Here is a 7,754-nt window from a genome sequence, read left to right on the forward strand (position 1 = left end):
CTGAAAGAAGTTAGACTATATCTGAAAAATACTGTACCGTTTTCATTGGTGCACCCATTTCTCGTAATGCCCATGTATGCTCTAAATAAATATCTGCTAGCTTCTCATATTTGCCGCCGAATCTTTGTGCCCATTCGACTGCTACCACACTTTCATATAAATGCGCCATTTTCTCTGCGACCTTTTTTGCCTCAAACGTTTTCGTTGCATCGTCTAAACCGGCAAATGTTTGCAAAGTTGAATCTAGTTTTGCTAATTGATCCATAACAATTTCGACTAATGGACTGGTAGCTAGTTTCTCTAGACGTTCTTCCATGACACGAACAAACATTTCGTGCGCATGAAACTTATCAACTAAACGAATGAGCTCTAAAGCTAAAATATTCGCAGTCCCCTCCCACACAGTAAGCACCTGTGCATCTCGTAATAACCGAGGTGTAACAAAATCTTCAATATAGCCGTTTCCGCCATGTAATTCAATGGCTTCACTAGCATAATGTACAGCTTGCTCTGCCGTTTCTTTTTTCATGATAGCAATATACAAACGATTCAAAACGATGTCCTCTTTATTCCCCTGCCCACTAGTTACTTTATCGTACAGCTGAATAAGATCAAAAACCGTGGCAACTTCTACATGAAGCTTGGCAGCGAATTTCCCTAATGTATCCTGAATCATAGGATATTGCGTTAAAGGCTTTCCAAAGGCATGACGATTTGTCACATAATGCTTCGCCTCTAAATAGCCGCGGCGCATAATGCCGATAGAAGCAACCGCATTGCAAATTCTTGATAAATTAAGCGCCTCCAGCATATAGTAAATTCCTTTATTTGGGTCACCTACAACATATGCTAGCGCACCATCAAATTCCACCTCACCAGAAGGTACTGCTCTTACACCAAGTTTATCCTTTAAACGCCGAATGCGCAGGTTATTAACTGTACCATCCTCATTTCGCCATGGAACTGCAAACAATGTTAAGCCCTTTGAACCTACCTGAGCCCCTTCCATGCGTGCCAATACCATGGTTACACCGCACATTCCTGCGTTCGATGCAAAATATTTCTCCCCATATAAACGATACTGATTGCCGTCCTTTCTTGCTTCCACAACATTCGCACCAACATCAGAGCCACCTTGACGCTCCGTTAAAAATGTAGCTCCCTCATATAGTTCCGTATCTCCTGTTGCACAAACATGTGGTAAAAAGCGCTCCTTCACCTCATCACTCGCATAATGATCAAGTAAATAAGCCGTTGCCATTGTTAAAGTAACAGGACAGTAAAAGCCTGGCTCAGCATGTGATAGTATATAGCCTTGAGCAAAGCTATAGACATAATTGCCCTTTCTACCTAATTGCGGAATATCCTTATGCACATAGCCAACAATGCCAGTATTGTACGTCTCTTCAATTGTTCTTTTATAACCATCATTGACCCAAATCTCTGACACTTCTTCACCATAGGCACTATACCTTTGTAATCGAGGCTCACCCTCTCTATCCGTATGCTTTGCTCTCACATCAATATCTCCAGCACAAAGCTCACCGAAATCTGTTAGCTCGCGTGTGGCATAGTCTGCAAACTCTTTATCTAGCATCATTTCTAAAACTTTATGAAGTGTATCATTATCTTTAAAAAAGTTTGTTGTTTTCATTTCTTCCTGCTGTAAAACCTTCATGCTATCTCACCTCTTGTCCCTTCAAGGATTGTTTTAGTATTTTGCCCGATGCATTTCGTGGTAGCGCTTCCACACGTTCAAAGATGCGTGGAATTTTATATTTAGCAAGATGCTCCTCCAAATAAGCTTTAAGTTCGTCCTCGTCAATGTCTGTTTTAGCGGCATAAACAGCCTTCACCGTTTCTCCCCACTCTGAATGCGGTACACCAATTACAGCAACTTCAAATATCCCCTTATAGCTCAACATACTATCTTCAATTTCTTTCGGGTAAATATTCACACCGCCTGAAAAAATAACATCCTTTTTACGATCCACAATCCAAATATAGCCGTCCTCATCTAGGCGAGCTAAGTCACCTGTTTTCAGCCAGCCATCTATAAATGCAGCCTTTGTTGCAACATCATCCTTGTAATAACCCAGCATGTTACCCTCACCAAGTAAGACAATTTCTCCTACTTCACCAACACTGACATCTTCTCCATTATCGTTAATAATCCGCAGCTCCGCTCCAAGTGGTGCACGCCGACCAACACTCCCCGCCTTCGTTGCATGCTCTTCACCAAACAATATTGAACCGTTTGGACCAGCCTCAGTTAAGCCATAAACACAAGTTAAATTTTCTGTTTTGAAAGCTTTTTGTAAATGGCGAACTTCGTTTTGTGATAACGGCGCTCCACCATAAGCCCACCATTTCATCGATGATAAATCAGTTGTTTGCAATCTTGGCAGTTGGGCAGTTAACAAATAAGCGACAGGAGCGCCAAAGAAATGCGTTGTTCTTTCCTGCTCAATTGAATCTATCAATAAATCAGGTGTAAATGTTGGCGTTAGTACATTTGTCGAGCCTACAAGTACTCCTGCCATTAAAAATAAATGTAATGGAGCTGAATGCGTCAACGGCATCATAAGAAGGATCCGGCTTTCAGGCTTTACTTCCATTTCTATTGCAATCATTTGCGCTACAGTTAAAATATTGCGATAGCTAAACATTACACCCTTTGGTTTTCCCGTTGTACCCGAGGTATATAAAATCGTTGAGACATCATCTTCATTCAGCTGGCAATCAATTGTTTCAATGCTTGCATGTTGAATAAGTGTTTCATAGTTTAGCCAACCAGCCTTCTCTTGACCTGTTTTGATTTTTAAAGGAACAACCGTGATTTTTTCAACAGCTGCAAAAATTGCCTCATGTACTAGAATAGCTTTAGCATCAGCATGTTGGGCTACATACTCAACCTCTTGCAGCGTAAATTTCGCATTTACTGGAACGACAATAGCTCCAATACGCTGACTAGCAAAATAGCTAACAACAAACTCTACTACATTTGGCATAAAAATGATTACTTTATCGCCTTGCCGCACACCCTGCTCTAATAAAGCATGACTAAAACGTGTCACTTGCTCATCTAAATCACGATAAGTCACTCGTTCCCCCTGACAAACAACAGCTTCACTCATAGGGTACTTTCGCGCATTACGTGCTAACAAATTCGAACTATTCATCGTGCATCTCTCCCTTTAAAGTCGCTATTTTATCTATAAAAACGCCTTGTAATTGCTGTAACTCACTCTTCATTTGTGCAAGCTCTGCTATTTTGCTATCAATCTCTTGAATTTTTTGCTCCCCATATTCGACCGTACGCTCCAACTGCTGAATGCCCGTGCGATCATAATCAAACAGCAATACCATCTCCTTAATCTCCTCAAGTGAAAAACCGTAACGCTTTCCTCGGAAAATAAGCTTCAGCTTCGCTAATTCTTTTTTTGAAAAGGTTCGCTGATTAGTAGATGATCGATCAGGATTAAGCAGCCCAAGCTCCTCATAATAGCGAATTGTCCGTGTTGAAACATTAAACCGCTTAGCCACTTCTTGAATCGTCTTCAACATCATCTCCCCTTCCCGTTTTCCATCAGTATATCATTGACGCTAACGTAAACTTCAACAAGATATCTGAATTTTTAAGAAAATTATTGATTTAAGCAGCTGAATAGGATTATTCCGGGATGTCTTTCATTTGTTTTGCGGGACTTTCTGTCAGTTTGCGAGGGCTTTTTGTCGCATCGAGGGTTCTTTCCGTCGCTTTGACTGTTCTTTCCGTCGTTCCGGCGATGCGTTCCGTCGCTTTGATGATTCTTTCCGTCGCTCTAATGGGGCGTTCCGTCGCTTCGACGATTCTTTCCGTCGTTCTGGCTGCTCCTTCCGTCGCTTTGATGATCCTATCCACCACTTCGACTGTTCTATCCATGACTTTGGCTGTTCTATCCATGACTTCGGCTTCTCTATCCACGACTTTGCCTTCTCTATCCACGATTTCGGCTTCTCTATCCACGATTTTGGCTGTTCTATCCGTCGCTTCGGATTCTTTCCGTCACTCTGGTGGTTCCTTCCATCGCTTCGACTGTTCTTTCCGTCGCCCTGGCTGCTCCTTCCGTCGCTCTGGAGGTTCCTTCCGTCGCTTCGACTGATCCTTCCGTCGCCCTGGCTGCTCCTTCCGTCCCTTCGATGATTCTATCCACGATTTTGGCTGTTCTATCCGTCGCTTCGGATTCCTTCCGTCTCTCTGGAGGTTCCTTCCGTCGCTTCGACTGTTCTTTCCGCCGTCCTAGCTACTCCTTCCGTCGCCCCGGATTCCTTCCGTCGCTTCCGAGGTTCTTTCCGTCGACCTGGTGACTCTTTCCATCGCTCTGCTGATTCTTCCCGTCGCTTCTAAAACATACAAAAACCCCCGGCATATTGTTGTGCCGGGGGTTAGAAAGACTATTATTACATTTTTTCCGGTGCAGATACGCCGATTAAGCGTAATGCGTTGGCAATTGTTGTACGTACAGCAGTAATAAGCGCTAAGCGAGCCTCTGTTAACTCTTTATTTGAAGCATCTAACACTTTTTCAGCGTTATAGAAGCTGTGGAATGCAGCCGCTGTTTCTTGAATATAGTTGGCGATACGGTGTGGTGTACGGTGCTTCGCAGCATCTGCTACCACTTTCGGGAAGTCGCCCACTTTTTTCAGTAAATCAATTTCTTTTTCTGCAGTTAACAGAGTTAAATGATCTGTTGTTGCAGCAAAGCCTTGCTCATTTGCTGAGCGTAAAATTGACGAAATACGTGCATGCGCATATTGTGCATAATACACTGGGTTTTCGTTTGATTGAGATACGGCAAGGTCAAGGTCAAAGTCCATGTGAGAATCGCCTGCAGTTTTCACGAAGAAATAACGTACTGCATCTAGGCCAACTTCTTCTACAAGCTCACGCATTGTAACAGCGTTCCCTGTACGTTTAGACATTTTGAATTTCTCACCGTTTTTATAAAGCTGAACCATTTGGATGATTTCTACTTCAAGTGTATCACGGTCGTGGCCAAGTGCTTGAATAGCAGCCTTCATACGTGGGATATAGCCATGGTGGTCAGCTCCCCAAATATTAATTAATTTATCGAAGCCACGTACAATTTTATCCTCATGGTATGCGATATCTGGAGTTAGATATGTGAAAGAGCCATCATTTTTAATTAACACGCGGTCTTTATCATCGCCATATGTTGTCGAACGGAACCAAGTAGCACCGTCTTCTTCAAATACATGACCATTCGCTTTTAGTTTATCTAACGCTACTTCGATTTTGCCGTTTTCATATAGAGAAGTTTCTGAATACCACACATCAAAGTTTACACGGAAGTTTGCAAGGTCTGTTTTTAACTTGTCTAATTCTAACGCTAAACCATGTTGACGGAAGAATGCAAAACGTTCTTCTTCAGTTTTAGATAAAATTGCATCGCCATGCTCACTAGCTAGTTTACCAGCGATCTCAATAATATCTGAACCGTGGTAGCCATCTTCTGGCATCTCAGCATCCATTCCTAAAGCTTGCTTATAACGCGCTTCAAGTGAATAAGCTAAGTTATTAATTTGATTACCCGCATCGTTAATGTAGTACTCACGTGATACTTCATAACCTGCCATATCTAATACGTTACATAGTGAATCCCCTACAGAAGCTCCACGCGCATGACCTAAATGAAGATCACCTGTTGGATTTGCAGATACGAATTCAATTTGAACTTTTTCTCCCGCACCAGCATTTGAACGACCATAATCAGCACCTTGCTCAAGCACTGCTTTTACTACACCTGATAAGAAATCTTTACGTACAGTAATATTCATGAAGCCAGGGCCAGCAATATCGATTTTTTCAATATCTGTACCTGCTGTGTCAAGATTTTCTAAAATAGCTTCCGCAATCGCACGAGGTGGTTTTTTTGCTAATTTCGTTAATTGCATAGCAATATTTGTTGCATAGTCTCCGTTTGCTTTATCCTTCGGTGTTTCAAGGTGAATATTTAATTCTGTGCCAGCCTCGACTAAGCCAGCTTTTTCAACAGCCTGCGCAATCGCTGCTTTAATGGCTTGTTGTACTTGTTCTACTGCGTTCATCATTGTACCTCCGTAAATGTAATATCTAATTTATAATTGCCAACGGATTGCCCACCCATTAGTAAATCGTACTGTACATGGAAATCTCCGCTTACTGCCTGTTTTGTATACGTCATTTTTTTCGTGTGGATGACGAGTGGCATTGAACCGAACTCACTTTCATAATGACCTATTTGTTGTTCAATTATGTTAAGTGGTAGTCGCATTTTTACTGCTCCAGTACGCATAATTAATGCCTGTTCATTGCCTAGCTTCATAGTTGTGCGGATGGTTTTATCCTCCTGCACCTCTTCATATTTCAAATAGATGCTTCCTGCTTTTTCAAGTAGCTGCCCTGTCAGCAACATTTCATAACTTTCGGACTCCCCATCAATTGGGCAAATCGTAGAAATGAGCTTAATGTTCACCTGCGATCTTACTTCGTTCGCCATTATGGACGCTCCCTTTTATTGTTTTTACTATAACCTTTTTATTATAGGATGAATACTCATATTTTTTCAAGATAGAAGTAAGTATTCTAGCCGATGTAGCAGTAATTTGTTCATTATTTAATGATTGACACAAATTGGCTGTAAATCTACAGTTATATTAAGGAGTTTGAATATTCGATTATTTTAACGAAATGAGGGTTGCTGTATGTTAACACTTGAACAAATTCATGCTGCTAAACGAAGAATTTCACCTTATATATATGAAACGCCTATTATTCGATTAAATGGGCTCAATCAACTTTTAGGATGTCACGTCTATATAAAAGCCGAGAATATGCAAAAAACAAACTCCTTTAAACTTCGAGGGGCTCTCAATAAAATGCTTTCCATGCCTTTAGAACAATTACAAAAAGGCGTAGTCGCTGCATCCTCAGGTAATCATGGCAAAGGTGTTGCCTATGCAGGCAAGCTATTAAATAGTAAAGCGACAATTGTTCTTCCAGATTCAGCTCCTACTGTTAAGGTTGAAGGAATACGTGCCTTAGGTGCAGAAGTTGTACAGTGTAAGCTGGCAGAAAGACATGTTCTTACAGAAAAACTCAGTCGCGATAATGGCTATTGCAACATACATCCTTATGATGATTACGATATTATGGCAGGACAAGGAACAGCAGGTTTAGAAATAGTAGCACAGCTTCCTGAAGTCGAAACTATTGTTGTTCCTATTGGCGGTGGTGGATTAATTAGTGGCATTGCAACTGCTGTCAAATCCATTGCACCTCATATCAAAATAATTGGTGTGGAGCCTGCTGTTGTTTCGCGTTATACAAAAAGCTTAGAAGCTGGTGAAAGATTGCTGTTAGCGGAACAAAAATCTTTGGCAGATGCCCTACTCACTTTACAGCCTGGGGAACGGAATTTTCCAATTGTTCAACAGCTTATCGATGAGGTTGTAAGTGTAGATGAAGCATTGATTCAACGCGGGATGAAAACCTTACTTTCAGAGGGTAAAATTATCGCAGAACCCTCCTCTTCTATCGGCATTGGCGCTGCCCTGCAAGGAACTTTACCTATTCGTACAAACGAAAAAGTGTGCTTCCTTATTTCAGGAGGTAATGTTGGATTAGAGCTTTAGAATCGAGTAGGAGGGAGTGACTAACTCCCGACCTCTCCAACCACCGTACGTACGGATCCGTATACGGCGGTTCAATT

7 protein-coding genes are annotated in these 7,754 nt (G+C 41.7%); 1 reads left to right on the forward strand and 6 read right to left on the reverse strand.

Going from position 1 to position 7,754, the window contains the following annotated elements; all coding sequences use genetic code 11:
• Positions 1-10: 10 nt before the first annotated feature.
• The 6 genes from AMS59_RS14640 to AMS59_RS14665 all read right to left on the reverse strand — a co-directional run bounded on the left by AMS59_RS14640 (position 11) and on the right by AMS59_RS14665 (position 6,542).
• Complete coding sequence (locus tag AMS59_RS14640) at positions 11-1,678, reverse strand: acyl-CoA dehydrogenase family protein (protein ID WP_053484482.1); 1,668 nt, start codon at positions 1,676-1,678, stop codon at positions 11-13.
• A gap of 1 nt (position 1,679) precedes the next feature.
• The gene (locus AMS59_RS14645; protein WP_053484483.1) at positions 1,680-3,182 is read right to left on the reverse strand and encodes a class I adenylate-forming enzyme family protein; all 1,503 of its coding nucleotides are present in this window, start codon (positions 3,180-3,182) and stop codon (positions 1,680-1,682) included.
• A complete protein-coding gene (locus AMS59_RS14650) occupies positions 3,175-3,564 on the reverse strand; it encodes a MerR family transcriptional regulator (protein WP_053484484.1) in 390 nt (129 codons plus the stop codon). Before AMS59_RS14650 ends, AMS59_RS14645 begins: the two co-directional genes overlap by 8 nt.
• 109 nt (positions 3,565-3,673) lie before the next feature.
• Positions 3,674-3,967 (reverse strand): hypothetical protein, encoded by a 294-nt coding sequence (locus tag AMS59_RS26370; RefSeq protein WP_053484485.1) that lies wholly within the window; start codon positions 3,965-3,967, stop codon positions 3,674-3,676.
• Positions 3,968-4,443: 476 nt separating this feature from the next.
• Positions 4,444-6,111 carry an arginine--tRNA ligase gene (argS, locus tag AMS59_RS14660; protein WP_053484486.1) on the reverse strand — a complete coding sequence of 556 codons (1,668 nt, stop codon included), beginning with the start codon at positions 6,109-6,111 and terminating at the stop codon, positions 4,444-4,446.
• Positions 6,111-6,542 (reverse strand): DUF1934 domain-containing protein, encoded by a 432-nt coding sequence (locus AMS59_RS14665; protein ID WP_053484487.1) that lies wholly within the window; start codon positions 6,540-6,542, stop codon positions 6,111-6,113. The genes argS and AMS59_RS14665 overlap by 1 nt, the downstream gene beginning before the upstream one ends.
• A gap of 205 nt (positions 6,543-6,747) precedes the next feature.
• On the opposite strand from AMS59_RS14665, the gene AMS59_RS14670 reads away from it, so the two are divergent.
• Entirely contained in the window at positions 6,748-7,677 is a 930-nt protein-coding gene (locus tag AMS59_RS14670) for a threonine/serine dehydratase (RefSeq protein ID WP_053484488.1), read from the forward strand.
• Positions 7,678-7,754: the final 77 nt, after the last annotated feature.

The organism is Lysinibacillus sp. FJAT-14745, assembly GCF_001275675.1.
GTDB lineage: Bacteria > Bacillota > Bacilli > Bacillales_A > Planococcaceae > Lysinibacillus.

Bases quoted from the DNA above. Each gene is read 5' to 3' on its own strand.
- AMS59_RS14640 (WP_053484482.1), bottom strand. From the start codon at position 1,678: ATGAAGGTTTTACAGCAGGAAGAAATGAAAACAACAAACTTTTTTAAA.
- AMS59_RS14645 (WP_053484483.1), bottom strand. From the start codon at position 3,182: ATGAATAGTTCGAATTTGTTAGCACGTAATGCGCGAAAGTACCCTATG.
- argS (WP_053484486.1), bottom strand. From the start codon at position 6,111: ATGAACGCAGTAGAACAAGTACAACAAGCCATTAAAGCAGCGATTGCG.
- AMS59_RS14665 (WP_053484487.1), bottom strand. From the start codon at position 6,542: ATGGCGAACGAAGTAAGATCGCAGGTGAACATTAAGCTCATTTCTACG.
- AMS59_RS14670 (WP_053484488.1), top strand. From the start codon at position 6,748: ATGTTAACACTTGAACAAATTCATGCTGCTAAACGAAGAATTTCACCT.